At 55.1% G+C, this 24,580-nt stretch carries 34 protein-coding genes; 20 read left to right on the top strand and 14 right to left on the bottom strand.

Features of this window, described 5'->3' with window-relative positions:
* Positions 1 to 12 precede the first annotated feature (12 nt).
* Both SynA1825c_RS09475 and SynA1825c_RS09470 read left to right on the top strand, forming a co-directional pair.
* A complete protein-coding gene (locus SynA1825c_RS09475) occupies positions 13 to 696 on the top strand; it encodes a trans-aconitate 2-methyltransferase (protein WP_255478348.1) in 684 nt (227 codons plus the stop codon).
* Entirely contained in the window at positions 693 to 2,330 is a 1,638-nt protein-coding gene (locus SynA1825c_RS09470; RefSeq protein ID WP_186469069.1) for a peptide chain release factor 3, read from the top strand. Before SynA1825c_RS09475 ends, SynA1825c_RS09470 begins: the two co-directional genes overlap by 4 nt.
* Before the next feature lie 163 nt (positions 2,331 to 2,493).
* On the opposite strand, the gene SynA1825c_RS09465 is transcribed toward SynA1825c_RS09470, so the two are convergent.
* Positions 2,494 to 2,865, bottom strand: coding sequence for an AbrB family transcriptional regulator (locus tag SynA1825c_RS09465; protein WP_186469068.1), 372 nt, complete (start codon positions 2,863 to 2,865; stop codon positions 2,494 to 2,496).
* A 1,036-nt stretch (positions 2,866 to 3,901) separates the two neighbouring features.
* On the opposite strand from SynA1825c_RS09465, the gene SynA1825c_RS09460 reads away from it, so the two are divergent.
* Together SynA1825c_RS09460 and SynA1825c_RS09455 are read left to right on the top strand one after the other, a co-directional pair.
* The gene (locus tag SynA1825c_RS09460) at positions 3,902 to 4,123 is read left to right on the top strand and encodes a hypothetical protein (RefSeq protein ID WP_186471151.1); all 222 of its coding nucleotides are present in this window, start codon (positions 3,902 to 3,904) and stop codon (positions 4,121 to 4,123) included.
* A 103-nt stretch (positions 4,124 to 4,226) separates the two neighbouring features.
* Entirely contained in the window at positions 4,227 to 4,916 is a 690-nt protein-coding gene (locus SynA1825c_RS09455) for a CPP1-like family protein (protein WP_186471150.1), read from the top strand.
* Here SynA1825c_RS09455 and hslO read toward each other — a convergent pair.
* Both hslO and SynA1825c_RS09445 read right to left on the bottom strand, forming a co-directional pair.
* Positions 4,902 to 5,825, bottom strand: coding sequence for an Hsp33 family molecular chaperone HslO (gene hslO, locus SynA1825c_RS09450; RefSeq protein WP_186469067.1), 924 nt, complete (start codon positions 5,823 to 5,825; stop codon positions 4,902 to 4,904). The genes SynA1825c_RS09455 and hslO overlap by 15 nt on opposite strands.
* 21 nt (positions 5,826 to 5,846) lie before the next feature.
* Entirely contained in the window at positions 5,847 to 6,479 is a 633-nt protein-coding gene (locus SynA1825c_RS09445; protein WP_186471149.1) for an ABC transporter ATP-binding protein, read from the bottom strand.
* Between the two features lie 93 nt (positions 6,480 to 6,572).
* On the opposite strand from SynA1825c_RS09445, the gene SynA1825c_RS09440 reads away from it, so the two are divergent.
* Positions 6,573 to 7,022: a DUF3531 family protein gene (locus SynA1825c_RS09440; protein WP_186469066.1), complete on the top strand. Its 450-nt coding sequence runs from the start codon at positions 6,573 to 6,575 to the stop codon at positions 7,020 to 7,022.
* An 8-nt stretch (positions 7,023 to 7,030) separates the two neighbouring features.
* Entirely contained in the window at positions 7,031 to 7,780 is a 750-nt protein-coding gene (locus SynA1825c_RS09435; protein WP_186469065.1) for a 16S rRNA (uracil(1498)-N(3))-methyltransferase, read from the top strand.
* On the opposite strand, the gene SynA1825c_RS09430 is transcribed toward SynA1825c_RS09435, so the two are convergent.
* On the bottom strand, positions 7,770 to 8,000 hold the full coding sequence (locus SynA1825c_RS09430) for a hypothetical protein (RefSeq protein ID WP_222929993.1): 231 nt from the start codon (positions 7,998 to 8,000) through the stop codon (positions 7,770 to 7,772). The two genes, SynA1825c_RS09435 and SynA1825c_RS09430, sit on opposite strands and share 11 nt — an antisense overlap.
* A 144-nt stretch (positions 8,001 to 8,144) precedes the next feature.
* Between SynA1825c_RS09430 and SynA1825c_RS09425 the strand changes: the two genes are divergently transcribed.
* Complete coding sequence (locus SynA1825c_RS09425; protein WP_186469063.1) at positions 8,145 to 8,870, top strand: putative 2OG-Fe(II) oxygenase; 726 nt, start codon at positions 8,145 to 8,147, stop codon at positions 8,868 to 8,870.
* 12 nt (positions 8,871 to 8,882) lie between these two features.
* On the opposite strand, the gene SynA1825c_RS09420 is transcribed toward SynA1825c_RS09425, so the two are convergent.
* Entirely contained in the window at positions 8,883 to 9,281 is a 399-nt protein-coding gene (locus tag SynA1825c_RS09420; RefSeq protein WP_186469062.1) for a hypothetical protein, read from the bottom strand.
* Between the two features lie 85 nt (positions 9,282 to 9,366).
* Here SynA1825c_RS09420 and SynA1825c_RS09415 point away from each other — a divergent pair, with 85 nt between their 5' ends.
* On the top strand, positions 9,367 to 10,134 hold the full coding sequence (locus tag SynA1825c_RS09415) for a TIGR00297 family protein (RefSeq protein WP_255478347.1): 768 nt from the start codon (positions 9,367 to 9,369) through the stop codon (positions 10,132 to 10,134).
* On the opposite strand, the gene SynA1825c_RS09410 is transcribed toward SynA1825c_RS09415, so the two are convergent.
* Positions 10,061 to 10,918, bottom strand: a complete 858-nt coding sequence (locus SynA1825c_RS09410) for a sigma-70 family RNA polymerase sigma factor (protein WP_255478346.1) — start codon at positions 10,916 to 10,918, stop codon at positions 10,061 to 10,063. The genes SynA1825c_RS09415 and SynA1825c_RS09410 overlap by 74 nt on opposite strands.
* 393 nt (positions 10,919 to 11,311) lie before the next feature.
* Here SynA1825c_RS09410 and SynA1825c_RS09405 point away from each other — a divergent pair, with 393 nt between their 5' ends.
* The 4 genes from SynA1825c_RS09405 (at position 11,312) to SynA1825c_RS09390 (ending at position 13,787) form a co-directional block, all read left to right on the top strand.
* Positions 11,312 to 11,593 (top strand): hypothetical protein, encoded by a 282-nt coding sequence (locus SynA1825c_RS09405; RefSeq protein ID WP_186469061.1) that lies wholly within the window; start codon positions 11,312 to 11,314, stop codon positions 11,591 to 11,593.
* 150 nt (positions 11,594 to 11,743) lie between these two features.
* Complete coding sequence (locus tag SynA1825c_RS09400; RefSeq protein ID WP_186469060.1) at positions 11,744 to 12,172, top strand: cupin domain-containing protein; 429 nt, start codon at positions 11,744 to 11,746, stop codon at positions 12,170 to 12,172.
* Positions 12,173 to 12,611: 439 nt separating this feature from the next.
* Positions 12,612 to 13,421, top strand: coding sequence for a VanW family protein (locus SynA1825c_RS09395; RefSeq protein ID WP_186469059.1), 810 nt, complete (start codon positions 12,612 to 12,614; stop codon positions 13,419 to 13,421).
* Positions 13,422 to 13,526: 105 nt separating this feature from the next.
* Positions 13,527 to 13,787 carry a hypothetical protein gene (locus SynA1825c_RS09390; RefSeq protein WP_186469058.1) on the top strand — a complete coding sequence of 87 codons (261 nt, stop codon included), beginning with the start codon at positions 13,527 to 13,529 and terminating at the stop codon, positions 13,785 to 13,787.
* On the opposite strand, the gene SynA1825c_RS09385 is transcribed toward SynA1825c_RS09390, so the two are convergent.
* Complete coding sequence (locus SynA1825c_RS09385; RefSeq protein ID WP_186469057.1) at positions 13,777 to 14,247, bottom strand: lipocalin-like domain-containing protein; 471 nt, start codon at positions 14,245 to 14,247, stop codon at positions 13,777 to 13,779. The two genes, SynA1825c_RS09390 and SynA1825c_RS09385, sit on opposite strands and share 11 nt — an antisense overlap.
* Before the next feature lie 215 nt (positions 14,248 to 14,462).
* Here SynA1825c_RS09385 and SynA1825c_RS09380 point away from each other — a divergent pair, with 215 nt between their 5' ends.
* Both SynA1825c_RS09380 and SynA1825c_RS09375 read left to right on the top strand, forming a co-directional pair.
* Entirely contained in the window at positions 14,463 to 14,645 is a 183-nt protein-coding gene (locus SynA1825c_RS09380; protein WP_186469056.1) for a hypothetical protein, read from the top strand.
* Between the two features lie 85 nt (positions 14,646 to 14,730).
* Positions 14,731 to 15,936, top strand: coding sequence for a glycosyltransferase family 2 protein (locus SynA1825c_RS09375; protein ID WP_255478345.1), 1,206 nt, complete (start codon positions 14,731 to 14,733; stop codon positions 15,934 to 15,936).
* Here the strand turns inward: SynA1825c_RS09375 and SynA1825c_RS09370 are convergent.
* The 3 genes from SynA1825c_RS09370 to SynA1825c_RS09360 all read right to left on the bottom strand — a co-directional run bounded on the left by SynA1825c_RS09370 (position 15,924) and on the right by SynA1825c_RS09360 (position 17,870).
* Positions 15,924 to 16,691: a GAF domain-containing protein gene (locus SynA1825c_RS09370; RefSeq protein WP_186469055.1), complete on the bottom strand. Its 768-nt coding sequence runs from the start codon at positions 16,689 to 16,691 to the stop codon at positions 15,924 to 15,926. The two genes, SynA1825c_RS09375 and SynA1825c_RS09370, sit on opposite strands and share 13 nt — an antisense overlap.
* A 214-nt stretch (positions 16,692 to 16,905) precedes the next feature.
* Positions 16,906 to 17,295: a putative quinol monooxygenase gene (locus tag SynA1825c_RS09365; RefSeq protein WP_186469054.1), complete on the bottom strand. Its 390-nt coding sequence runs from the start codon at positions 17,293 to 17,295 to the stop codon at positions 16,906 to 16,908.
* 380 nt (positions 17,296 to 17,675) lie between these two features.
* On the bottom strand, positions 17,676 to 17,870 hold the full coding sequence (locus SynA1825c_RS09360) for a hypothetical protein (RefSeq protein WP_186469053.1): 195 nt from the start codon (positions 17,868 to 17,870) through the stop codon (positions 17,676 to 17,678).
* A 491-nt stretch (positions 17,871 to 18,361) separates the two neighbouring features.
* On the opposite strand from SynA1825c_RS09360, the gene SynA1825c_RS09355 reads away from it, so the two are divergent.
* Positions 18,362 to 18,607, top strand: a complete 246-nt coding sequence (locus SynA1825c_RS09355) for a TIGR03643 family protein (RefSeq protein WP_186469052.1) — start codon at positions 18,362 to 18,364, stop codon at positions 18,605 to 18,607.
* 54 nt (positions 18,608 to 18,661) lie between these two features.
* The gene (locus SynA1825c_RS09350) at positions 18,662 to 19,483 is read left to right on the top strand and encodes an SDR family NAD(P)-dependent oxidoreductase (RefSeq protein ID WP_186469051.1); all 822 of its coding nucleotides are present in this window, start codon (positions 18,662 to 18,664) and stop codon (positions 19,481 to 19,483) included.
* Here SynA1825c_RS09350 and SynA1825c_RS09345 read toward each other — a convergent pair.
* Positions 19,480 to 20,007 (bottom strand): hypothetical protein, encoded by a 528-nt coding sequence (locus SynA1825c_RS09345; RefSeq protein WP_186469050.1) that lies wholly within the window; start codon positions 20,005 to 20,007, stop codon positions 19,480 to 19,482. The two genes, SynA1825c_RS09350 and SynA1825c_RS09345, sit on opposite strands and share 4 nt — an antisense overlap.
* 593 nt (positions 20,008 to 20,600) lie before the next feature.
* The gene (locus SynA1825c_RS09335; RefSeq protein ID WP_186469048.1) at positions 20,601 to 21,449 is read right to left on the bottom strand and encodes an NAD-dependent epimerase/dehydratase family protein; all 849 of its coding nucleotides are present in this window, start codon (positions 21,447 to 21,449) and stop codon (positions 20,601 to 20,603) included.
* 144 nt (positions 21,450 to 21,593) lie between these two features.
* Between SynA1825c_RS09335 and SynA1825c_RS09330 the strand changes: the two genes are divergently transcribed.
* The gene (locus SynA1825c_RS09330; RefSeq protein WP_186469047.1) at positions 21,594 to 21,770 is read left to right on the top strand and encodes a hypothetical protein; all 177 of its coding nucleotides are present in this window, start codon (positions 21,594 to 21,596) and stop codon (positions 21,768 to 21,770) included.
* Positions 21,771 to 22,113: 343 nt separating this feature from the next.
* On the opposite strand, the gene SynA1825c_RS09325 is transcribed toward SynA1825c_RS09330, so the two are convergent.
* Positions 22,114 to 22,521 (bottom strand): YccF domain-containing protein, encoded by a 408-nt coding sequence (locus SynA1825c_RS09325; protein ID WP_186469046.1) that lies wholly within the window; start codon positions 22,519 to 22,521, stop codon positions 22,114 to 22,116.
* Positions 22,522 to 22,617: 96 nt separating this feature from the next.
* Between SynA1825c_RS09325 and SynA1825c_RS09320 the strand changes: the two genes are divergently transcribed.
* Both SynA1825c_RS09320 and SynA1825c_RS13785 read left to right on the top strand, forming a co-directional pair.
* Complete coding sequence (locus SynA1825c_RS09320; protein ID WP_186469045.1) at positions 22,618 to 22,845, top strand: Nif11-like leader peptide family natural product precursor; 228 nt, start codon at positions 22,618 to 22,620, stop codon at positions 22,843 to 22,845.
* Between the two features lie 435 nt (positions 22,846 to 23,280).
* A complete protein-coding gene (locus tag SynA1825c_RS13785; protein WP_370593740.1) occupies positions 23,281 to 23,640 on the top strand; it encodes a hypothetical protein in 360 nt (119 codons plus the stop codon).
* A 134-nt stretch (positions 23,641 to 23,774) separates the two neighbouring features.
* Here SynA1825c_RS13785 and SynA1825c_RS09310 read toward each other — a convergent pair whose 3' ends face one another.
* On the bottom strand, positions 23,775 to 24,038 hold the full coding sequence (locus tag SynA1825c_RS09310; RefSeq protein ID WP_255478344.1) for a 2TM domain-containing protein: 264 nt from the start codon (positions 24,036 to 24,038) through the stop codon (positions 23,775 to 23,777).
* A gap of 279 nt (positions 24,039 to 24,317) precedes the next feature.
* Here SynA1825c_RS09310 and SynA1825c_RS09305 point away from each other — a divergent pair, with 279 nt between their 5' ends.
* Positions 24,318 to 24,533, top strand: a complete 216-nt coding sequence (locus SynA1825c_RS09305) for a Nif11-like leader peptide family natural product precursor (RefSeq protein ID WP_186469044.1) — start codon at positions 24,318 to 24,320, stop codon at positions 24,531 to 24,533.
* Positions 24,534 to 24,580 lie beyond the last annotated feature (47 nt).

Below are 24,580 nucleotides of genomic sequence, written 5' to 3'. Positions count from 1 at the left end.
GAACCTGAGGTCATGAACGACCCGCTGCAGGTTGATGCCTATGCGGCAGCGGATTTCAACGTTTCCGATCAGGCCGTTGTTGATCGAATTGAGCAACTGCTTGCTGTCGATGGTGTGCATTTTCGCCAACAGGCTTGTCTTGTCGATCTTGGTTGTGGTCCCGGCAACATCAGTCTGCGGCTGGCAAAGCGCTGGACGGACTGTTGTGTGCTGGGGGTGGATGCTGCTGAGCGCATGCTTCGCGTGGCAGAGGCCCGGCGTCATGATGCAGGAGTGATGACTGAGCGCTTGCGCTATCAACGGCGCGCATTGCCCTTGCCGGCGTCTTCACTCGAGGCTGATCTGGTGGTGAGCAACAGCCTGTTGCATCATCTGCATGATCCGATGCATCTCTGGTCATCGGTGAAATCCCTGGCCTCATCACGCTGCCTCGTGTTGCACCGTGACCTCAAGCGCCCAGACAGCGAGGCCAGCATTGATGGTCTCTGCCAGCAGCATGTGGCCAACGCGCCTGAGGTGCTTCAACGTGATTACCGCGCCTCCTTGCGTGCGGCATTCACTGCTGCCGAGGTGAAAGCGCAGCTTGCTGTTGCGGGCCTGCCTCAGCTTCAGGTGATGGAGGTTGAGGACCGATATCTCGAAGTGAGTGGTTGGATCACGGGCTGTCAGGCTGGTGTCGATCAGCGCAGCCCATGAGCACGGAATCAGCACTTCAAGACGGACGTGAGCTGCTCGAGGCGGTGGCACGTCGTCGCAATTTCGCGATCATTTCTCACCCTGATGCTGGTAAAACGACTCTTACAGAGAAGTTGTTGCTTTACGGCGGTGCCATTCAGCAGGCCGGTGCTGTGAAGGCCCGAGGCGAACAACGCAAAGTCACCTCTGACTGGATGGAGCTGGAGAAACAGCGCGGCATCTCCATCACGTCCACCGTTCTTCAGTTCGATTACACCGGCAACACGATCAATCTGCTGGACACTCCTGGTCACCAGGACTTTTCAGAGGACACCTATCGGACGTTGGCGGCTGCTGACAATGCTGTGATGCTCGAGGATGCCGCCAAAGGACTTGAGCCTCAAACGCGAAAACTCTTTGAGGTCTGTCGGATGCGGCAGATCCCTATTTTTACGTTCATCAACAAGATGGATCGCCCCGGTCGTGACCCTCTTTCACTGCTGGATGAAATTGAGTCAGAGCTTGAGCTCACACCATGGGCTGTGAACTGGCCGATCGGGAGTGGTGAGCAGTTCCGTGGGGTGATCGATCGCCGCACGCGCGAGGTGATTTTGTTCTCTCGGGCGGAACGAGGCCGTCAATCGGAGGAACGACATCTCTCACTCGATGATCCTGAGTTGCTGGATCTTGTTGAAGTCGATCTGTTGGAGCAGGCGGTTGAGGAATTGGATTTGCTGGAGGCGGCAGGTGCAGAACTGGATCTGGAGTTAGTGCATGCCGGTGAGCTCACACCGGTGTTCTTCGGATCTGCGATGACCAATTTTGGTGTTCGCCCCTTTCTGAATGCATTCATGGAAATGGCTCAGAAGCCTGTTGCACGCAATGGGCATGACGGGCCGGTGGATCCTTTACGGCCAGATTTCAGTGGGTTTGTGTTCAAATTGCAGGCCAACATGGATCCCCGTCATCGAGATCGTGTCGCCTTTGTCAGGGTTTGTAGTGGGCGATTTGAAAAAGACATGACCGTGCGCCACGCCCGCACCGGCAAGGCCATCCGTTTGTCACGTCCTCAGAAGCTGTTTGGTCAAGACCGGGCCGTTGTGGAAGATGCCTATCCCGGTGACGTGATTGGTTTGAACAATCCGGGCATGTTCTCCATCGGCGACACCCTCTACACGGGAACGAAAGTTGAGTACGAGGGCATTCCCTGCTTCAGTCCTGAGATCTTCAGTTGGCTGCGCAATCCCAATCCTTCCGCCTTCAAGAATTTCCGCAAAGGCGTGAACGAACTGCGCGAGGAAGGTGCTGTGCAGATTCTGTACGACACCGATGAAAGCAAGCGCGACCCAATTCTCGCGGCGGTCGGTCAGTTGCAGCTTGAGGTGGTGCAACATCGGCTTCAAAACGAATATGGCGTTGAAACCCGGCTTGAGCCACTGGGATTTCAAGTGGCGCGATGGGTCACCGGTGGATGGTCGGCACTCGATCAGGTGGGGAGAATTTTCAATTGCAAAACCGTGAGAGACGCTTGGAACCGACCCGTACTCCTGTTCAAGAACGATTGGAACCTCAACCAGCTCAACGAAGAACATCCCGATTTGGCGCTTAGTGCTGTTGCACCGGTGGTCAGCGGTGTTGAGCCAATCAGTCTTTAACAGCTCATCGGTAACGGTCAATCGCGTCGAGTGGTCACCATGATGAAAAAAGCCCCACTCAAGGAGTGGGGCTTTTGATTGCTAGCAATTGATCAGACGAGAAGCACTGCAGACTCAAGAGGACTCAGCCCAGAGCTGGTCACCCTTGAGTGCTGGTCAGTTCTCACTCTTCGCCTTCTTCGTCAGAGCCACCAACGGGAATCAAACGGATGGCTTTCCGTCCAAGCTTGATTTCAAACTCATCACCAGGATTGAGATCGAGCATGGCGGTGTAGGCCTTGCCAACCAGGAGGTTGCCATTGCCCTGCACTTTTGCGGTGTAGCTGAGTTTGCGGCCGCCTTTGCCAATACCGGCAGAACCGCCACCAAGTTCCACGCCTTTGGCGCTCAGCAGAGCTTCGTAGAACGCAGTGAAATTCACTCGCTGGCCGCCATCCTTTTTATCGGTGACGTAGCCACAGGCCGTAGCCAAATCAGTTTTGGACACATCGCCAAGCTCTTTAACCTTGGCAAGAAGATCAGATCCGGTGAGCATTGATAATCCCCATCTGAATTCATTTATGCATCACGCCCGGCGGTTCGTCAACTGTTCAATCCGTCTTTTCTCGATCAATTCTTCTCTTCGAGGCTGTGCGTCTTGTTGCTTAGAGGCTGAGCATCCTTTGTTCTGATCACGGTGAGTCCAATCCGCGTCTAATCAGGGAAGCGTTGCATTGCACTTCGCAGTGTTGTGTTCAGCGTCTTGCCCTGATCAGGATTGCGTGTGGTACCCAAAGTTTTTTACTGTTTGGGAGCCCATTCGGTGATTCGCTGTCGGCTGAAGGCGGCCAGGCCTCAGTCAAGCGTTTCACAAAGGGATCATCTCTGGAGTCAAGCGTTCGCTTGCTGTTCTGAACCCCTACGTGTTCACGTCTCTCCTTGCTTTGTATTCGCATGGACTTTTCAGTTGTGAGGCAGTTGGAATTGCATCCTGTCGTTCAGGCGGTGAAGCGCGATTGAACGGCAGTAATTTGATCATCGACAATTGCAAGTTGGATCACGGTGCCAAGGTCACCAAAGACGGGCCGACTCTTGAGTTGATCCTTTGCCCCAAGAGGCTTGAAACGCTGCCCTTGTTGATCAGCCTCTGCATCATGAGGCCGTCCATCGCGCTCGGTGGGGATTGGGGACTTGTTCGATCAACCTCAGCAAGGATTTCACTCCACACGTTGTGAACGAGGGCTACAAGGCCATCCGCGTGGATGCTGTTTGGGTGACCTTGAGATCTTCCCTGGGGTTTCAATGACGATGAATCGGCATGAGAGGCCTTGGACTACGGAGTCGCACCTGCGACGGAGGTTGTTGGGATGCTCAAAAACACAAGCAAGGAGGCGTCGCTCAGCGATTTTGATCAGTCTTAAGGATGTTGTTGGCATCCTTTTTTCACGGCTCCAGCACTGCCCACGCCTGGGGTGAGCCTTCCGTTTGCGGAGCGTTATGCCGCGATCGAACTTGAAATCTCAGATGCCGACTGGCATCGGTTCGCACCTCGAGATTGCAATCGCCAGACTGTCGTCCTCAAGCGGTCTGCCATGGACACTCTCTGGCTGCTTCGCCCCTGCGCTGATGGAGGGACGGATTACATTTGCTTCCGTGATCACCGGGATCATGTGGAGGTTTTGGAGGGCTATCACTTGCCCCCTCAGATGCCATTGATCAAACATCGTCAACTGTTGCTTAGCTCTGATGTACCGCGCTGTCGTCATCGCTTTGAGCGTCAGCAGGGCTTTCGGCATGGCCCGCCGCTCTTTTAGTCACCGTTGAGATCACGCACCGTGCGTTTCGTTTGATAATCCCTCTTGAAGGCTCACTTCAAGGACTCTGTCGATACGCTTGAACAAGAACACAGACTCTTCAATGGCTGCAGGGATGAATCCAGGACCGGATTCGGATTCTCAGGATCCTTATTCTCTGCTCGGCATCAGTGCTGATGCAAGTTTTGAAGATGTCCAACAAGCCCGCGACCGTGTTGTGGCCGGCTGCGGCGATGACGCGATCGCCAGGGCGCGCGCAGAAGCGGCCTACGACGCTGTCTTGATGGCACGTCTTCGCGACCGTCAGTCGGGACGGGTGAGCTCTGATGCTGCAACGGCATCACGAATTGAGCGTCAACAGGGATCGACGGAATTCCTCCCCTCTTCCAGCGGTCCGGCTGCGCTGCTCACCCGTCTTCGCAGTTTCTCTTTGCCAACTCCTTCTCTAAGTGGTTCAGGCGTGATGCCTGATTTCCAATTGGTGGAAGGTCAGGGATTCACGGTGCGTTGTCTCGCAGGAGCGGCTGCATTGCTGCTTCTTTTGGTCGCTCCGTTGACCGTGGAGCTGCTTCTCGCTCTTTCAACCATTGGCGTCTTTATCAGTCAGGTCAAACGCGGCCGTCGTCCACTCGGTTCATTGGGTTGGACATTGTTGTTGCTCATCGCTGGCTTAAGTCTCGGTGCACTGCTCAGCATGGTGATGGCGCCGATGGCGTTGCCATTGTCTGTGGAGCAATGGCAAGCACTGCCCGCTTTGGTGGTGCTTTTAATTGGAGCGTTATTTCTGGCTTGACCCTGATAGCTCACTGATCAGATCTCTCAGTTCTGCCTCGGTGACTTGGTACACCTCATTGCAGAAGTGGCAGGTCAACTCAGCACCTTTGTCTTCCTCCAGCATCGTTTGGAGCTCCTCAGGTCCCAGCAGGGTGAGGGCTCCAAGGCTGCGTTCGCGACTGCAGGGACAGTAAAACTGCACTGGCTGCATGGGTTCGCTGCTCGGAATCGGCTGTGGATCGAGGTCTGGGAACACCTCCTGCAGCAATCGTTCGGGATGGTCGCCGCAGGCATGCAGCTGTTGGCTGAAGTTCTGAATCTCGCGGCAGCGTTCCTCAAGCAGGGCCACCAGGGCGGGCTCTTCCGCCGCCTTTGGCAGCACCTGCACCAACAATCCGCCGCTGCTTTGTAGCCCTTCGCTGTTGATTGTTTCCCCAACAAACACAGCGGACGGTGTTTGTTCTGAGTGCAACAGATACGACGCCACGTCTTCACCGATGCCTCCGCTGACGAGCTCGACCGTGCTGCTGAAAGGTTCTCCTTTTCCGTCGTCACGGACGACGTGCAGGTAACCCGTGCCTGCTGCAGCGCCGAAGTCGAAGCTCGCTTGGCCATCGGCTGCCACGACGGGGTCCAGCTCTAGTGATGGGTTGCCGACGTACCCCCGGACGCGGCCATCACGACCAGCGTCGACACTCAACCCATCGATCGGGCCATCGGAGCCGAGACGCAGATTGACGCGTCCGTGGCGAACCTTCATGGAGCTTGCCAGCAGCAATCCTGCGCTCATGGCACGTCCCAGCATCACGGTGGTGAGATACGAAAGGCCGTGGCGTGTTCGAGCTGTGCGGGTGGTGTCGCTGGTTGTGACTGCCACCAGTCTGATTCCCCCACCTGCAGCGGTGGCTCGCACAAGGCGATCAGCCATGACGCTTCAACATTCCAGGCGTCATGGTGACAGAGCGTGCAGGCGGCCGTTGTGCAGTCGTTGTTGATCGCAGTTCCAGCCATGAAACAGTTCCGGTTCATGGGTCACCACAATCAGCAATCGGTCGCGACTGAGCTGGTCCAGCAGTTCGAGCACTTCGCTGCGAACGGACCAATCAAGACCCGCCGTTGGTTCATCGAGTAGCAGCACATCCGGTTTGCGCAGCAGTTGAACCGCAAGAGCCAGGCGTCGCTGCTGTCCGCCGCTAAGACGTTCGGGAGCTTGGCGTCCGTCCACCCCACTGAGCCCCACCTGACGTAGGGCTTCGGCCTGGTCTTCGCTGCTCAGACGACGATGCCCCAGTTTGAGTTCCTGGCTCACGGTCAAGCCCAGAAAGTGGCGCTCTGGGAACTGAAACACCACCCCGCATAACCATCGCCGTTGTCGCTGGTTCATCACTTGTCCCTGCCAGCAGATGCGGCCCTTGTTGGCTCCGGCCATCCCGCTGATCACATCCAGCAGGCTGGTTTTGCCGCTGCCGCTGTCACCAGAGATCAATAAGGGTCGTCCACGGGACGCTTTGAGCTGAATGCCGTTGAGCACCAGCTCTTCTGCGGTAGCCGGCCTGTAATGAACATCGTGCAGTTCCAGCATTCCAATCGAATGCCCTCGATGGGGGCTGCCATGGCGCTCCAGCATGGTCGATCGTTCCTTCGGCGGCGATGATGTCAAAGATGCCGGTGGGTCATGCAGGTTCGTTTTCGAGAGATTGATCCCTTCAATTGCTGGATTTGGCTGCGCTTTGGTGAGGTCCCTAGTCAGGGAGAGCGAAATTACGTCGATGGCATCTTCGACAGCTGGTACGTGCTTGGGCGTCTAGGGGGCTTTAACGCTGAAAACCTTCAGGTGCACGAGGAAGGCGATCAGCTCAGTTGGATGAGCTACGAGAACGACGATGCTGGCTCGGTCATGCCCGCTTTGATGCACAACATGGGGCAGCTTGAATACCAGCAAGAGTGGGCACGGTGCTGGATCGACCTGGGGACCAGTGATGGGATCGCGCTGGATGTGTTGATCAATGCGTTGCGGCAGCTGGATTCAGACCTGGTTCAACTAGAAGAACTGTTGATTGGTGGTGCCAACGAAGACTGGCCTGTGGAGGAGCACCCCGACAGTGTTTTCCCGGGAATGGGTTGACCGCAGCTGTGGCTGAACGACGCCGCCTGCTCATTGATGCCAGCAGGCTTCCCCCTACAGGGGAGCATCGCTGCGTCCATCTGAATGACCAAGAAGCGCGCTATCTGCGCAAAGTGCTGCGGCTGAAGCCCGGTTCTCAGGTGGATGTGGTGGATGGCGGCGGACATCTCTGGACTGCGCGGCTGATACCCGGTGATCAGTTGGAGCTGACCACCGATCGTGCACAACCCCTTGAAACGGGATCGAAGCCCATGCCTCAACTGGGCTTGGCCATGGCGCTGGTTCGTCGCGGTATGGACGATGTGATGCGCATGGCTTGTGAACTAGGTGTGGATCACGTCCAGCCCATCCAGGCTGATCGCAGTGTTCCGCAAGCGGAGGATCGCCCTGAGCGCTGGGGTGTGATTCTTCAGGAGGCTGTCGAGCAGAGCGAGAGGCTTTGGAGGCCAGACCTGCAGCCTTGCATTCAGAGCGAGCAGTGGTGGATGGCTCTCGCTGCGGAGGACTTGCGGCTGATCGCCGTCACACGGGATGCTGGCTGTCCGCACTTGGAAACATGGCTCCATCAGGCTGCGGGGCCAGCCCCGCGCATTTGGTTGGCGATCGGGCCTGAGGGCGGTTGGAGTGAACGTGAAGTGGCTTGGGCTCTCGCCTCCGGTTGGATAGGGGTCACGCTCGGGGACACCATTTTGCGCAGCTCGACTGCGGCGGTCGCTGGCATCAGCGCCCTTTGCTCCTGGCGAACGCTCAGCGCTTGATGCTGTCGCGGCGAAATGCGTTCATCAGTGGACGACCCTTGACGTGCATGCGTCGCAACAGAGTTGTTTGCACACTGATGGTCGGTTGATTCGACGCTTTGGAGCGGGGGCGAAACAGGCCTGCTGGTCTTTGCTGGATCGACGCTGATGGTTCGATCGATGCGGATGCCTTGCGCAAGCGGCGTCCAATCCGGCTCAACAGGCTCTTTGGACCGTTCAAGGCAACCCTCCTGGACTTGGTGTGGCGGCCGACCAATCCTGTCACTTTGCGCGCGAGCTCTGCTTTGCGTGGGTTGGCTCGATCAACTTGAACGGTTGTGCTGCTCAGTCGCTGGCACGATGACCTGCAGCACCAGAGACAGCTGTGGACGTTCTTGATCTGTTTCCGCGTTCGATCCTCAAGGGCCAGCTCCCGGATCCTCTGCTTCAGCAACTGATCGCCCTCGGTGAGCAGGTGATGACTGCGCCGCATCGCAGTCCTGATGCATCCGCCAAGCTTGCCGGCCAGCTGAGTGAGCAGCGTGAGTTGACTCCGGATTTGCCCGGTGTGCAGGAACTGATGAATCAGCAGCTTCTACCGGCATGCGAACGCTGGATTCGTCATGTGATCGATCGACAGCCACCGCAAGGGCGTGGTCCTTGGGTCCCAGGGCGCTACAGGCTTCAGCCCGTGGATCTGTGGTTGAACTGCCAACGCGCTGGGGACTACAACCCGATCCACACCCATGGCGGCAGTTTTTCAGGGGTGATTTTTCTGAAGGTGCCCCCCCAGATCAATGCCAATAGTTTTGATGGCCAGCTTTGTTTTCATGGCCCTGAGGATTGGCATATTCAATCGTTTCGCACCGGGATGTCCCAATACATGCTTCCTGTGCCTGGGGATTTTTACGTCTTTCCGGCATGGCAGCCCCATTCCGTGATGCCCTTCCGGGGTGAGGGCGAGAGGTGGTCATTGGCCTTCAACGCCATGGCGATCCCGAATCAGCAAGCCGCTGCAAATCGAGCGGTGGCCGCTAGCCCTTCCAGTGCCGCTACCCCGATGGGCAATGTTTCACTGTCTAGTCAACGACCGTCGCCGAAAGGGTTTTGAGGTTTGTCAGCCCTACTTGGTCTTAAAGAGCTCGGTGGCCATGGAGCGGAAACCCGACAGGTTGCTTCCAGGCCGGCGCTTCCCAGGTCGTACAGCGTTGCCAGGCTTGAGGGCCTCGGGTGCGAAATTGACCAGCTCCACTGTGGGCTTTGCAGCCTCGGCCGCCGCGAGCTCTGCAGCAATGGCTTCCGCCGTTGTCAGCGATGGCTTGGTCTCGGTGCTGCTTGGGTCTGGTGCCGGTTGAGCTTTGTCGGCATGAGCGGGCGCCGCAGTCGTGGCCGCAGCCGATGGCTTTTTGCTTTCCTTCGCTGCGAGTTTGGCTCTAGCAGCGTTGGCTTCGGCGTACTTGGCCGCGACAGCGGGGTCCGGGTCTCCAAGCTCGAGGAAGAAGCCCTTGCGGTTCAGCACCATGCCGGAGAGGGGAAATCACCTGAGCTGATTATCCGCGTGGATGCCCCCTTCAGCGTGGATGCTTAGAGCAGTGCAACACAGCCTGATGCTTTCCGCGTCTGCGGCAATTCCCCCTCAGAGCATTTCGATCTGGATCACGGCGTTGCTGCTCAATGCCGTTCTGATTGGCTTGGCTCAGCGTCTTCCATTGCTGACGCCAGCGGGTTGGTGCCACGCCGGCATCCTCGGAACCATCCTCTGGGGAGCCCTCGGTTGGCGAGGTTGGCTGGCGGTGGTGGCGTATCTGGCCTTGGGCTCGCTCGTGACCAAGCTGGGTTTTGCTCGCAAGCAGGATCTCGGACTGGCGGAAGCCCGCGGCGGTCGTCGAGGGCCAGAAAATGTGTGGGGGTCGGCTTTGACCGGATTGGTGTTGGCCCTCTTCATTGCGATCCGCGTGGGGCCAACCCAGTGGCTTTTGATGGGTTTCACCGCCAGTTTTGCCGCCAAGCTGGCTGACACCTTTGGCAGTGAGATTGGTAAGCGGTGGGGGCGCACCACGCTGCTGATCACTAGCTTGCGACCGGTGCCGCCCGGGACGGAGGGTGCGGTGAGTTTGGAGGGGACGGCTGCCAGTGCCTTCGGCAGCCTGTTAATGACGCTGGTGATGGTTGGTTTGGGACTGCTTCATTCCGTTGAAGTTGCCGGCGTGGTGGTGGTGGTGGGGTTCATTGCCACCCTGTTGGAGAGCCTCCTAGGTGCTACTGGCCAGGGCCGTTGGCCCTGGCTCAGCAATGAGCTTGTTAATGGGCTGCAGACAGCCTGGGCTGCGGGTTTGGCCATGCTTTTGGCCTGGCCGCTTGGTCTTCTGTCGTAGCCGCGACCGCTTGCAGGCGCAGGTCGCGGAGGGTGTCGTTCAGGAGCCGTTGCAGCGTGCGTCGATCGATGCGTTCGTGGCGTGCGATCGCAGTGATGGACAGTCCCTCGATCCAATGCGCACAAAGCCAGCGTCTGCGCTCAGGGTCCAGGCTTTTCAGAGCTGTTCTCAGCCAAGTCAGCTGAGGGTCGCTGTGATGCTTAGACCGGGCTGGGAGTGACTCGAGATGCGTGGTGACTGGCTGGGAGGTTGTGGCCGTTGCCTGTTGCGGTGCCTGCAAAGACAGCAGATGACGATGCTGGTGAGCCATGCAGGCCTGTTGCCAACGTTGGCGAGTGACCCCAAGTGCGTGGGCCAGGCCTGATGCATCCAAGGCTGGCTGACCACGATGCTGTCGATCGGTCTGGATTTTCATGCCTTTGGCATGGAGGTCGTTCAAGCGCCATGGAATGCGCAGGGTGCGCAGGCGGTCACGCCTGTAGTGGAGGATTTCGCCCGTGATGCGTGGCATGGCGTAGCTGCTGAGGCGATGACCTCGCGCCGGCTCGAAGCGATCAAGGGCGCGAATCAGTCCCATGCGCCCTTCTTGGACGAGGTCGTCCCGCTCGCCATCGCCTCGATGGAGTTGACGCTGGGCACCGAGGTGGGCGAGACCGAGATGCTTCAGAACAGCATCGTTGCGTTCAAGAATTGGCTGCGGAAGAGCTCGACGAGCTTCGCGACGGCGATGACGGTTGGATTGGCATTTGCACGATGGTGATGGTGATGGTGATCGGGAGATCATGGGATTTGGGAATGGAACGGCCTTCAAGCTCCCCAAATCACTGGCTTCAACGCTTCCCCCCTGCGAGTGATGTGCTTCCCTCGGAGGGGTGAGGTGAGCACAATCACTTTGCGTTAAACGCTTGACAAGACGGGTTTTATCTGTTCTGAGTCAAGGATGATCTCGGTTTATTGTTGAAATGTTGAAGTGAATATCTTTTGCATGTCACTGACTTCATTGTTAAGAATTTGATGCCCCAGTTTCTTGATCGAATGGATGAAACACGAACCGTTCTTTGGATTCGGATTTGAGACGCTTCTTGATGAATCAAAGAGAGTGTAAGGAATGATCTCGTTCATCAGTCATCAATCGGGATGAAGCCGACAATCAAAATCGATCATCGATGCACACCTGATGCCTTTGCTTTGGGACAATCTCGCGAAACAGCTGGAGAGCGTGCGTGCAGGTGGTGGGTTTGACTACAGCGCTTGGGCTTCCCCTGCCGCCGCTCCGCTTCAAGGGAGCCGTGACGAAAGGCTGAAGATGGCGCTCAATGCCATTCAAGACAGTGGCAATACTCAGATGATCGAATCGCTCAACGCGGCTCTTGAGGGGCGTGAGGCCTCCTTTGATCTGCCGCCCATCGAGAGTGGACCACAGGCTTTTCTCAAGACGTTGAATCAAAAAGCCTTCTAGGCCACTCGTTTGTGAGGTCGTGCCTGTGATGGTCTCGCGGCTGCCTAAGCCATCGACTTGTGGCTCTGCCGGGACGCATTCATCGATGACACCCGCGATCCACTCCCTGGTGTCAGGCTGGATGGACGATCAGATTGGCTTTGATTCTCCATGGTCTTCCGTTGTTTGGGTTTCACAGCCTCTCTGCTGGTGCTGGCTGCTGGTGCTGTCCAGGCCACTCCAGGGCCAGTGATGGAAGAACTGTTCCGTTCAAGCCGCACCCTTGGTAACCGGGTGGTGGCCTATCCGGCCGGCACGCCGGAAATGAGGATCTTTCGGATCACAATTCCTTCGGGGGCCAAGATCCCGTTGCATACCCATCCGTCTCCCGTTGTGGTGTTAGTGGAGCAAGGTGCCCTGACGAACGTGCGGATTGTTGATGGTGTTGAAGAGACCAGTGTGGTGAAAGCTGGAGATGGCTTCCTGGAGGGGCACCCCGGCGAACCGCATTACGTGATCAATCGCGGAGATGAGCCTGTGGTCAGCCTGGTGACGTTCGCCAGTGTTGAGGGCATGCCGAATCTGATTCGTGTGGAATGATCCAACCCCAGTGCTGACATTCAGCAGTAAATCCCCCAGAGTTGTTGTGTATAAATGCTTATCAGCGCCCCAAATTTTCAGACTTTCTGTCTAATTGTGTGAGACCGCTGACTTTATCGTGCCAAACACGCGATCGAACAGGTGTCGGCATGAAACAGTCTGCAGCACCTCTGTCGTGCCTGAAGTGGGGCGACGACGGAGAGCTATCAGCCCATGACACTGAAATGATGGTCAACCTCCTGGCGGCTTGTGAAAAGTCGCGTCGGGGATTCAAATCTCATTTTGAGCGTCGTCGTAGGAGACTTCTGTTTTCACAAAGAAGACTGATGCCCTACCACGATCGTGGTTTTCATTGAGTTGAACTGGATGACACGTTGGATGGATGGGTTTGCTGAGCTCAGTAAGCTGTTGAGGCGATCGTTGCGCTCAGGATTTCAGCATGTTTGAAATTCCTGTCCCCGTTCATCGCCGGTGGTATCGACAATTGATGGGTCGGGAATTCTTTATTCTCAGACGCAAATTGCGCTGGTATCGATCTCGAAAGATTTGGTCTGATCAGCGGGGTGAGTTATGTCCTGCATTCCTTAAATTTCAGCATCGCTCAGTGGTTTTGAGGCCTTTGCCTGGTGTTGACCCCACATTGCAACTGAATAAGCGTCGAAATTTAGAGCTGGCGACGGCTCGCATCGATCAGATCGTGATCCAACCAGGCGAGACATTCTCTTTTTGGAAGCTAGTGGGACGCCCGACGCGGAGAAAGGGATATTTAAAGGGATTGGTGTTGCGCCACGGGCTGATCTCTGAAGGGATTGGCGGTGGTCTTTGTCAGCTCGGCAATCTTCTGTTTTGGATGGCAGCCCACAGTCCTTTGACAATCACTGAGAGATGGCGTCATGGTTACGATGTATTCCCAGATCTCAATCGATCAGTCCCGTTTGGTGCCGGAGCGACACTCGCCTACAACTACATCGATTTTCAGATCACTAACAACACTCCTTATCGGTTTTCTTTCCGCCTTTGGCTGGATTCATCATTTTTGAATGGTTCGCTCTACTGCGATTTCGATTACCAGTCGACGTTTTCCGTTGAAGAGCGCTTCCATGAGATTAAGCAACAGATATGGGGTGGCTATTCAAGGCACAACCAGATTCATCGCATTGAGCACGATCAACACGGGGTGATCTCAGAGCACATGCTGGTTGAGAATCATGCATTGATGATGTACGAGCCTTTGCTGCCCCCGTCGTGATCAGCAGGACCTTTGAGCTTGCCTTCTTGTGCAATCAGATTGCATGAAGGCTGACAACCGCGATTTGGATGGCTATCCCCTTTGAGGCGTGTTGTTGTGTGCTGGATGGACTGGTTGCTTCCTGTCGTTGTTGTTGTGACCCATGTGGTCAGCGCTTGTTTTGCCAAAACAATTGCTGCTCAGAAAGCCCGCAGCAGCACGAAGTGGTTTTGGGCTGGTCTGATCTTTGGTTGGTTAGGTCTTATTGCTGCTGCAGGTCTGCCCGATCGGCGTCAGATCGTGTACCTGCGCTATTTGGCGGAATCTCAGGGGTATCAGCCCCGCCATGATTGCGGGGGCACCACAAGCCCTTCCGTTAACTCTTGAAGTTACTCTGACAGCGTTGGAAGCAGACGATGCTGCGCGTTAAACCTTTGTCGGGCCAGTTCGGCATCACACGCCAGGGTGTTTGAACAACAAGTTTGTCACCTTCAATTAAAAAATATCGGGTTTGTTCCGTGCCGACCCATTGAGGGTTCCATGCAGCATCCACGTGGGTCACCCATTGATTGCCACTGAGTCGAAAGGTGCCTGTGTAAGCGATCATGCTGTTGAATAAATCGGCATTGTCTTGGACGCTCTCAGGCGCTTGCCGATTTTCTGCTGTCAGCGTGAATGAAACACGACCTTCGGGGGTAAAAATAACGTAGCCACTCGGTTTTTGACCCATTGGATTGAACATCAAACCGCTGGATTTAACTTCCACTTCGTAGCTCACCAGCTGCCAGGCTCCGTGGATCGATAAGCCCGGGACGAGTTGTCGCTGTTGCGTCGAGGATTGGCTCAAAACACTGTCAGGACCTCGGCAGAACCTAACAATGGTGTTCTACCTCCACACCCACCTTGCGTGGTGATTCGGCTGATTCTTTCCAATTCAGTCTGAGAACCGTTGCCATGGTTACCGTTCATCGTCCATCGTTTTGATGGTCTGTTCAATCGGTCGCTAATCACACACCTGCTTGATGAACGCTGCGGTGTCATGCCTGCATTCGCAACCCTTGCATGCCCGCCTCATTGCGTCATCAGCGCTCCAGTGCTGATGTTCAGCTGATTGCAAACTCCGTCGATTTGGTTGCGGTTCCGTTTTGGATGAATGGTTGTGCCCAGGTGGCTCATGTCAGCCGGGAGGGGTTGCGCCGCTGCCGGCAAGACCTCTTGGCGACGGGAGCTGTGCTGCTCAACTGAAGGAATCAATGCCTCGATCTGCCAGGGCCAGTGCAAGCCAACATCCACCTGGTGATTTGCTGGGATAGTTGTTGCCGCCGATCACTTGACTCCGCTGCATTCCCTTGCATTGCTGTTGATTGCTGCGTTGCTGGCTGGCTGCATCGGGCTTCTGATCCTGCAGCTTGGCTTGATGCGTGTCTTTTCTTCAGCACCGTCACTGCAACCTGCGTCTGAGAGAGAGGTGCCCGAGACATCGCTTTGCGTTGTCATTCCTGCTTTTAATGAGGCTCTGAACGTCGGGCCATGCCTGAGCAGTGTTCTGCGCAGCGCCACTCCCTGTCGCCATTGGCATGTGTTGCTGGTCGATGATGCGTCGACCGATGACACGGTTGAACAAGCCCAAGCCACAGCTTCAGCACTGGATCCCAATGCCTCCAGGTTTGATTTCTTGCAGGCTGGGCCGCGTCCGGTCGGTGAGCGTTGGGTCGGCAAGAATTGGGCGTGCGCTCGTGCGATGCAGCAGGTTCAGGATGAGTGGATTCTCTTTCTCGATGCTGATGTTCAGCTCAAACCGCAGGCTCTGCACCGCGCCTTGAGTCAAGCCATTCGCGACAAGGCTGACTTGCTGAGCCTCGCTCCACGGTTGCGTTGTGACTGCCTTGCTGAATGGATGGTGCAACCGATCATGGCCAGTCTGTTGGGGCTTGGTTTTCCAATCGAAGCAGCGAACGATCCTGATTCGGATGTGGCCTTTGCAGCAGGCCCCTTCATGCTGTTTCGGCGGTGCGCTTACGAGCAGATCGGCGGCCACCAAGGTCTAGCCGCTGAAGTGGTGGAGGATCTGGCGTTAGCGCGCCTCATCAAGCGACAGGGGTTGCGATTGCGGTACCTGCTTGGTCTTGATGCTGTGGATCTGCGGATGTATTTCGACCTTGCTTCGCTTTGGGAGGGATGGACCAAAAACTGGTTGTTGGGACTGGATGGTGATCCAATCAAGGCGCTTGGTGCTTCCGCTGTGGTGGTGTTGATGTTCAGCCTTCCTTGGTTGCTGCTGCCCGCGTCCGTGGTGCTACTGGGGTTGTTGCCCTCCCAGGCTGTCTGGTGGTTTGTTGCTGTGAGTCTTTCGATGACGGCGATTGTTCAACAATTCCTGATCCGACGATGGAACCGCCAGCGTTTTGATATGCCGATCACCTATTGGTGGCTGATGGGAGCCGGGGGCTTGCTGGTTGGTGCGATTGGCCCAGTGTCTGTGTGGCGCACGCTCACAGGTCGTGGTTGGACTTGGAAAGGACGTCAGCTGACATGACCTGGTTGCATGCGTTCGTTGGATTCTGATAAGTGCTCTGCGGTGTTGAGTCCTGCATTCCAGGCTTCGATCACCTCAGGAAAATGCTCTTCCATGCAGCAGTCGCAAATTCCATGGGAGAAATTCAGATTGGTGCGGTGAGAGAGGAATTGATCAAGATAAATCCACTGCCCTTGTTCATCTTTGGCTTTGCGGCAGTAGCTGCAAGTGGAGATCATTCCTGGGGGTTTATTTTCTCTGCAGAAAGATTCCAGTAATTTGATCGACCGCTTGCGCAGATCGAGAAAAACCACAACTTGCCGTGCTAACGCTTCCATGATCTGCTGCTGATCTTCAGAGAGATGATTTGGCATTCGATCGATGACGCATAGCGTGCCGATGCGGTGAGCTTGGTCATTATTCAGTGGAAATCCAGCATAAAAGCGGATTCTGGGATCCCCGCAAACCAAAGGATTATCGACAAATCGTTCGTCGTTGAGTGCATCGTTGACAATCAACGGTTGGTCCGTATGGATGGCATGGGCGCAGAACGACCAATCGCGTGGTGTTTCGTCTGATGTGATTCCCACTTTTGACTTGAACCATTGTCGGTTGGAGTCGACAAGGCTCATCAAGGCAATCGGCGTGCGACACACCAAGGATGCCATTCGCGTGATGTCGTCGTAGGACTGCTCAGGTCGAGTTCCAAGAATCCTGTATTCACTGAGGGCTTTCAAGCGCTCCTGCTCGTTCTTAGGAATGAGCGCTGGTTGCATCGGACGAGCCTTTTCTTCAAGTTATGTCTGGACATTGCAATCTGCTCAAGTGGCAATGGAAGTTCATCCGAAAGCTCTTGGTGTGTAAAGATTCGATGATTTTTCGTTGATTTTGTTTCAAGCGATGGTGTGACTTGGAATTTTTATCACTGATCCGTAAGGACTGTTGCCGTAGGGTTGAACCGATTTGGGCCGCCTTGGAACGTTGTTTTCTTTAAACGCGGCTGTATCCCAATCGGCTTTCGTAGATTTTGAGGGGCAATCCGAAGGATTGCATTAACTCCCGGCATTCGGGCCCTACCGTTCCGTACACCTCGATGCTGAATCCATCCCCCAATTCCGCATGCTTTTGGAGGTACTCCTGAACTGGAGGATTGCTGACGTGTGCTTCGAAGGCTGCATCGTTGGCGTAAACCTCAGACCACACGAATGATTGAGGGTCACTTGGATCCTGGTCAAAGGTGTGATGAAGCATCCCCGGTTCACTGGCTTGCACGGCTGCATCCGTCTGTTTGGCGAGTTCGAGGTAGGCATCGACGCAATCGGACTTGATGTGAATGCGTGCCAAAAGCAAGAACGGGGTGGAAGCGTTAAACGTGGTCATGAATCGTTGGGGTGCGTTGATTGACCAGGGTCAAGGTGTGCTTTGGATGATTTCGTCGATCATCACGGCTGTTGCAGGATGTTGACTGTTCGCCCATCACCGCGAAAATCGGATCTAATGCTGTGGATCCGTTTAGGGATGTCTGAATTCTGTTGAGATTGACGACAAGCAATCGGCCCGAGGGGAATCACGGGTGGTGTGCGAGGTGTGCAGAACCTGATTGCAAACCAAGGTGCCATATCGAAACCGTTGCGGTCGATGTCGGCTCTTGATTTGCAGCTCTGAACACATCAACAAGAGCTCACGTCGACAGGTCACTGACGACTCACTGAAGTCCAGGATGCCCACTCCAGGAGTGGGGTTTGATCGACCGGCTCCGATTACTCGTCGAAGACCTTGCACTCGGGGGAGCCAGGGTGCGTGTCACAGATCTGATCGAGCACCTTGTCACGGTGACGGCTCTCAGGGTTGTTGACGCCCGCATCTTTTTTGGGGTCGAATTCGTCGGGAGAGTGCTTCTCGTTGGTGCTGTAGGGGAGTTCGTACTCCTCAAACTTGTGCTTGCCATCAGCCATTGCGCAATTCCTCCGAGAGAACGAATTTCTGCTGAACTGACACTAGGAGCCTTGCCTTAAGAACGCTGCATCTTTGTCAATTTTTCGGACCTTTCGCGTCTGAAGGGTCAAGGTTGCGGTTGGTCGCTGGAGATGGATGAATCGGTTCTGGACTGTGCTTGTGCCGCGCAGTCGCCCATATCAATGCACTGAGGAGAGAGCTGCGATCGCCATGCAGTCGAACCATGGTTTTGCACTTGAGATTCACTTGCAATAAAGCATGATTTCTGGATTGGTGCAACTCGTTCTCAATAGCAGCGGTGTCGTTGGCCGTGATTGGTGTCGTTGCTCCAGCGAGGCCTCGTCGTCGCGAGAGTTTCGTTACCTTGCAACGGATTTCGGCCTCTGGTACCAGCCGTCGAAGAAACCTTGATCCGGTTCAACAGCAACCGATCCTTCAAGCTCTGCCTTCCAAGTGCCACGAACACAGAATCCATCCTGATTCCAGATCGATGCCTTCCCAGTTTTTATCGCTTCAGGACATCGACAGGGTGATCGAAATGGCCTGGGAGGATCGCACTCCGTTTGAAGCGATTGAATTCCAATTTGGACTGTCTGAGTCAGCGGTGATCGCGCTCATGCGCACGGAACTCAAATCTGCATCCTTTCGAGCCTGGCGGCGGCGTGTGTCTGGCCGAAAGAGCAAGCATGGACGCACCAATCAATCGGATCGTTTCAAAGCGGCGTGTCAGCGTTGATCGCGGCGCTGCTGTTTGGGTCGGCGTCAGACTGACGGAATACCCACTGATGTCATGACGCGCTCCAGTCGCACTGCGTTGATCACTGGGGCATCCAGCGGCATTGGTCTTTCAAGCGCGCATCGACTTATTGATCGTGGTTGGCGGGTGATTGCGGCTGCCCGTCGTCTCGAGAGAATGGAATCGCTGCGCCAGCGTGGTGCTGAAGTTCTGCCATTGGACATCGCCTCAGAAGCCTCCCGGCGTCAATTGGCTGATGCCATTGAAAGCCGAGTTGGAGGGTTAGATGCGCTTGTGAATAATGCGGGCTTCGGCGATGTCGGGCCTGTGGAGACCATGCCGCTGGATCAGGTTCGCGAGATGTTTGAGGTGAATCTGTTCGGGCTGATGGGTCTGACGCAGCTGTTGCTTCCACCCATGCGGGAGAAACACTGTGGGCGCATTGTGAACGTGTCATCCATTGCGGGTCGGTTTGTTACGCCTGGCGCGGGTTGGTATGGCGCAAGCAAGCATGCACTTGAAGGCATCAGTGATGCGCTCAGACTTGAAATGCATCGTTTTGGCGTTCAGGTGGTGCTGGTGGAGCCCGGTCTGATTCGGACAGGCTTTGAATCAGTGGCTGATGCTTCTATGCAGACGCACTGTGCCGACCCGATCTGGGGATCAATGATGCGAAAGGTTTCCGCAGGATGGTCCGAGGGGTTCCGAAAGGGGTCCTCTCCGGATGTTGTGGCTAACACGATCGCGACGGCTTTAGAAGCTGACCATCCGAAAGCGCGCTACCGATGCGGACGTGAGTCGGAGTCTGTGTTGGTACAACGCTTTATGCCAACGACGCTTTGGGATGCCTTGGTGCGCAAACGCATGATTGGTTAATGGGTTGTGAGAGTCGACTCAAATCGCTTCAGATTGGCCATGAGCGCTTGGCTGCGGTTGTGATGATGGCTGACGAGTTCGAGCATTTCGTCAAGACGTTTCCCGAAACAACTTGGGATGTGTACTGCTTCTTCGTTATCCGTGGGAATCATCCAAAGCATTGGAATCGTCGAACATTCGGCGTTTTGATTGGAGCGGATTTCAAAATGATCCACCTCCTCCCAGCCAAAGTTTTGCACCCGATAGTTTCGGCATAATCTGAACCCAAAGGAATCGATTTCTATCCACGTTGCACCTCGTCTTAACCGTGACTGGGCGCATTTGAGGCCAAAGCCACTGATGCCCAGGCCTCCGAGCCCGGCCAAGGGAAACTCGATTAGCAAGGCCATCGACATCAGGCCAACCCCGATCGCTAATAGCAGGATCAAGACGCCTTGGAGGCGATTCGGACGCAACACAACGCGATCCTGCTGATGGAGAGATGCTGGCATCGAGATCAACTCCGATCTGCTGGATTTGATCATGACGTCGTCCCCATGCGGTTTCCAGGGCTCGTCACAACACCTTCAGTTGTGACTTACAACGCTTGGAGCCTTTGCCACTCTTGCTTGAGGAGATTGGGAATCGGTCTGGGTTTGTAATCGCGTGAATCAACTGGACCATGGCGTCGAACGGCATTCACCAACATCACGCTTTCACTGGTCCGGTTGATCGCTGCATGGGGGATGAAGGGCGGAATCCTGACCCAGAGACGCTCAGAGTCGCAGAGATGGATGCATTTGAAGGTCTTGTTTTGCAAAATCATTAAGTCAAGACTGCCACGCAGAACCATGAGCTGGTCTGTTTGATTGCGATGGCAGTAAAGATCAGAATGGAGACTTGGCTTGACTTCAGCGATCAACGTTTCATCGCAAAGGAGAGGGTCACTGAAGAAAGCGGTCCCTGAATCGTGACTGGTGCATTGAAAAATTTCGATGTTTTGAACTTGCATCGCCCCTACCGTTTATGTACAAATTATGTCAATATTTCCTGTTGGGGTACTGTATGCGATGTCACGAATTGCTGTATTTGTGAGCAATTGATGATTGAATCATCGATGGCTTGATTGGTGATAATGCTATGGAGCCGTTGTAGGGATCAGCATTGACGGTGAAATCAGTTGAAACCCTTCATTCTTCAGTTTTGCATTGGAGACGCGTGCATTCATATTCCTTTCGTTTGGTGATGGGGTATGACTCCAGATCACAGGTGGTAGGCCGTCGAGATCGCAAATCATCGTTGAGAGTTCACGGCGGCTCAGCTGCATGTCATCTACAAGATTGTAAATCCCTTCCAATTGGTTCTCATAGGCAAAATAAATTCCTCGCGTGATATCAACAATGTTGCTCCAGGCAGTGACTGCATTTCCATATTTCGGCACTTGCTGACCAGCCGCTTGTCGAATAATGGACACCATGTCTCGCCCAGGGCCATAAATGCCGCCGAGCCTCAGGATGCAAATTTTGAATTGGTTGCTGCTGAGATCCAGCACAAGCTCTTCAGCTGCTCCTAGCAATGCATTCACAGGAGAGTGGGTGTCCACTGCTGAGTCCTCTGTCACCGATGCACCCCCTTGGTCTCCGTAAAGACCGGCGCTGCTGATGTAGGTGATGTGGAGGGATTTTTGTCTTGGTCGTTGACGCAACGCGTGGGTAAGGTTCCGAATTCCCCGAGCAAACACACTGCTGTATCCCTCACCCTTCATGGTGGGTGCCACGCTGATCAGTAGCCCGTCAAGCGAATCTGCAAAGCTCAGATCCAAGTCGGGCTCAGTGATGTCGAGCAGGTGGGCGCCATGCAGAAGTTCTTGCAACTCTCCAAGCCTTGCCTTGGAACGCGTCGTAGCAATGACGTGATGGTTGGCGTACTTGAGACGAATGGCCGTGTCCATGCCGACATAGCCACAACCAATCACTCCAAACCGCATGCTCTTCGCCTCATTAGTCAAGCAATGTTTACAGCTCTTGACCTTGATCCAGTGCAGCGGTGCCTACCGTTCAGGCGTTCTTGTGTTCGTGGATGCTGACGCTGTGTTCGCCATGCTTGGCTTAGTCAAGGGCGTGTCAGTGAAGTGGACCAAGATCAGCAGTCTCAACTGGAGCGATTGCGCATCGTGTTGGAAGTGGCACGCCGCAATGGCAATCAGCTGTTCATCGACAACATTGAGAAAGAGATCTCGGCTCTTGAGAGTGGCGCTTGTTCTCCCATCGTTGAGGAGTATCTGACTGACGAAGAGCGGCGGGGATAGTCAATCCCTGTGTTGTCGGAATGCGGTTGCAAGACGGCAAGAGTGCTGCTCTTTGGGAGGGGCGTCTTGTAGCGTCAGCTGCTTGGCATGCAAAAACGAATCACCGTAGAAAAGGCTTTGCCGTCCAACACGATCATTTCGGCGTCGGCCTATTCGCAGTTCTGGCAAAGGCTCATGGTCGATGCGATGGCTTGGATGGAGTGGACATCATCCATGTCTTTCAGCCCCTGTGGACTCTGAAGAGCTGACTGTTCGAACAAGTCCATGCATTCATGGCCTGAACGTTGCTGCGCTCGATGTTGTTTTTTCGGTTTGAGTCCCATGGGCAACTGTGATTCTTGGTTCACACGCGTTTGATGGGAATCACGGTCATTCCCACTGGCGCCAGGGCGATCAACGCGAGCTTGAGATGTTGAATTCCGAAGGGGATCCCAACAATGGTGAGAAAGCAGGCCAGTGCCGAAGACAGGTGGCCGATGGCAAGCCACCATCCCGCCACCAGGAACCAAATGACATTGCCGATCAATCCCAGTGGACCTGTTCCCAGATCGCGACGTCCGGAATGTTCAAGTCGGTTGACCGCTTCGTAGCCGAACGGCCAGAGCGAGAAACGCCCGATCACAACGCATGACCGTGCCCAGGGCAGTCCAACGATGGTGATGGCACAGAGCAGACCTGCGAGCCACCAGCCCAGTGCCATGACCAGGCCGCCCAGGACCACCCAAAGGATGTTGAGCAGCGAACTGATCATGCCTGCGATACCGCGTGCAGCTCCATTTTGGCTCCGTTTGATCCCGCTCTTTTTGAGAGGCGAAGATGAAAGAGATTCTCTGATCGACTAGCCCTCGTGACCAAAACGCCCGTTCAACGTTTCCTGGAGCATTTGGGACGTGACCCCGTGCTCCAGGTGAAGGTTGAGGCTGCGGTGACCGCGGATGAGGTGGCCTTGTTGGCTCAGGAGCTTGGTTACGCCGTTTCGGGTAGTGATCTGTTGATGCTGTCGGGTCGACATGCACCCGGTGTTCGTGTCACTCGCGTCGATCATCCTGGGGAATATCCAGGCCGTTACTACTGAACGCAACAGATCGAGGCCATGGCCAAGGTGCTGCCATGGCCACGCTGGTCGACACCCCAGGAAGGACGAGCAGACATGCCAAACCGGTGAAGATTTCATCGAGATTTCCATCATCGAGAACCTGATGGGAGTTGTCGCCGGCATCGCAGGGTCAGGCCAGCAGGGTGGATTCATCGCTGTCAATCAGACGGGGTCGCTTGCCCTTTTGGTTCCCGCTGGGATGGTGTCTATCCCAAGTTTTTCTCCGAGATTCGCAGCGACCCTTGCAAGCAGATGCTGGAGGTGGAGTTCTGATTCGGCTTCCAGTTCAACCACCAGATCCGCCCCTTCTGTGTCAATCCGGACGTCGTCGAGCTTGTGGACCATGCACCACTTACTCCCCTTTGAGATCCCTCTGGATGTGAGGTTGGATCAGCAATAGGTCTTGGCCATAACATGCGTGAACGCGATGGGTGCTCACGTCGTTGCCACATCCAAGATCTCGCGCAGCGAGGTTGCATCGCTAGTCCATCGTTGCCAAAGATCCTGCTGAAGCAGAACCCGAAGCGTCGTCTAGATGTTTTGGACTCCAGAATCTGTGTTCGTTCCTCTTCGGATGCCGTGATGCCCGAGCCCATTCAGTTGATCAGAATCGTGCGGGATGACGGCCAACAGGACGCAATCACGCGCAGGCACTACAGCCATTACAACGAGGCTTATGACGAATTAGAACGCTTCTATGCAGGTTTGTGCTGTTCGGACGAACGCATCGAGTATTCCATTGTTGACGCTGCTCGGACAGCATCAGAACAGTGAATTGACTGACATCGAGATGCAAATTGTCTTGCCTGAGGTGACACTCAACGCACATTAAATTGAGCCTGGCGATGACGTGTTGTGTCAAACGCCATTCATCAGCATTAAGCCGATGTGGTGACACCAGGGTTGTTTCAAGACTTCATTCGATTCATTTCACGCTCAATGTCTTGGCTGCTAATTGGTTTGTCAGGATGCTCAAACGACCATGCTTGGTAAAGCAGGGTTAGACCCCAGAATGCAATCGGCCAGGCCGGCCAGAAATCTCCTTGGCCTGACAGTGCCCAGATCACGATCAGTGTGAGGTTCGTGATCACATAGGTTTGAAACTGTTTTTTCAGGCCTTTTCGATGCTTGAGGCGAGCGAGGGCTTCCTCTCTGAGCTTTTCAGTGCTCATGATTTAAGTGTCATGATCTGCCCACCGATTTTGCCATGGCTAATGAGGTGAATTCAATGCGCTTTACAGGAATGAATCATCGAGCACGATCATTGCTCTTCCTACAAATGTGGGTGTGTTTGTTCAGCAGCTGACGATCCTGAGTTGCTTGATGGCTGTCTGATGCGTAGGGACTGTGCTCAACCTTTGATTGGGTGCGCCTGCTTCACCTCATCCTGCTCGGGTAGGAACTGAAGTCATCCTTGCTTGGGCGTGGATGGACTGCAGTGGCGACCAACCATGGCGCTTGAACAGCTGAGGACATTTCTAGTGCGTCTGCAGGACGATCCCAATCGCAAGGCTCTTGTGTTGGCTGCGGCGACAGCCGATGATGTTGCCAAGATCGCGGCTGAATTGGGTTACGAGTTTGCAGGCGATGCGTTGCCTCGTTTCTCCAGGCAAACAGTGGGTTGTGTCACTGTCTCCAAGCAGGAAACGCCCGGTGAATACAATTAATACTTCGTTGTCTGAACGTTGCTGAAGGCACGACCCATCGGTTTTTG

It is taken from the genome of Synechococcus sp. A18-25c (genome assembly GCF_014280035.1).
Lineage (GTDB): Bacteria > Cyanobacteriota > Cyanobacteriia > PCC-6307 > Cyanobiaceae > Synechococcus_C.
The sequence above is the reverse complement of the archived record's forward strand: the minus strand, read 5'-3'. Positions and strand labels throughout refer to the sequence as shown.